General features: G+C 63.6%; 2 protein-coding genes. Both read left to right on the top strand.

Annotation, left to right across the window (positions count from 1 at the left end):
* The coding region (locus ACLFKU_RS43505; protein WP_410853364.1) for a Mu transposase domain-containing protein at nt 1-777 on the top strand (777 nt) is incomplete at its 5' end.
* 11 nt (nt 778-788) lie between these two features.
* On the top strand, nt 789-1,250 hold a 462-nt coding region (locus ACLFKU_RS43500; protein ID WP_410853363.1), incomplete at its 3' end, for an ATP-binding protein.

Below are 1,250 nucleotides of genomic sequence, written 5' to 3'. Positions count from 1 at the left end.
AAACCGAAGGTAGAGGTTGCGGTCCAGGTGGTCGAACGCTGGATCATGGCACGCCTGCGTCATCACCGGTTTGACTCGGTCCACTCGGTCAATGAGGCAATCTGCCCGCTGCTCAAGAACCTGAATGAGAGGCCGTTCCAGAAGCTGCCGGGATGTCGCGCCAGTGCATTCGCCCAGCTCGACGCGCCGGCATTGCAGCCGCTGCCGGCACAGCCCTATGAGCTCGCGCGCTTCAAGACCGTGACGGTTCACATTGACTATCACGTCGAGATCAACAAACACCGCTACATCGTGCCGCACGCGCTGGTCGGCCTCAAGCTCGATGCGCGTATCACGGCGGGCACTGTCGAACTGCTACATCGCGGTCGCCGCGTCGCCAGCCACGCACGTAACGATCGCGCAGGCAGCTATACCACTGTTGTCGAGCACATGCCGGCGGCACACCGCGCTCATCTGGAATGGACGCCGCAGCGGCTGATTCATTGGGGACAGCAGATCGGCGCGGCAACCGGCGCGCTCGTCACCCGGCTGCTGCAGGAGCAACGCCATCCGGAACACGGCTATCGGGCGTGCCTTGGATTGCTGTCGCTCTCACGTCGCTATGGCCGTGACCGTCTCGAAGCCGCCTGCGCGCTGGCGCTGGAACTGGGCGTACACCGTTACCGCCACGTGCGCGACATCCTGGTCAACAACCGCGATCGGGCAGCGGTGGCAACGCCTGCCGACTGGACCAGCCCGAGCCACGCGCATGTACGCGGCCCCAGCTACTACCAATAAAGAAGACCACCATGATGATGCAACAGACACTGACGCAATTGCGCACCCTGAAGCTGGACGGCTTCGCTGACGGCCTGGAAGAACAATTGACGCAGCCCGGTGCGGCCAGCCTGAGCTTCGAGGAACGCCTGTCACTGCTGGTCGACCGGGAAGCCAACTGGCGTGATGATCGCCGTCGTACCCGATTGCTCAAGCAGGCGCGCCTCAAGTATCCGCAGGCCGCCATTGAAGATCTCGACACGCGCGCTGGCCGTGGCGTCGATCCGCGCTCGCTCACGAGCCTCGCACTCGGTGACTGGGTGCAAGCAGGCTACAGCCTGCTCATAAGCGGCCCAACTGGTGCTGGGAAATCGTGGCTCGCTTGTGCCCTGGCCCAATACGCTTGCCGGCGCGGGCATTCAGCCTTGTATCTGCGCGTGCCGCGACTTGGCGAGGAGCTTCGCGATCTGCACGGCAACGGCGGCTTCACAAAA

Origin of the sequence: Paraburkholderia sp. EG304, assembly GCF_046543485.1 — a bacterium.
In the GTDB taxonomy this organism is placed as follows: domain Bacteria; phylum Pseudomonadota; class Gammaproteobacteria; order Burkholderiales; family Burkholderiaceae; genus Paraburkholderia; species Paraburkholderia youngii.
The sequence above is the reverse complement of the archived record's forward strand: the minus strand, read 5'-3'. Positions and strand labels throughout refer to the sequence as shown.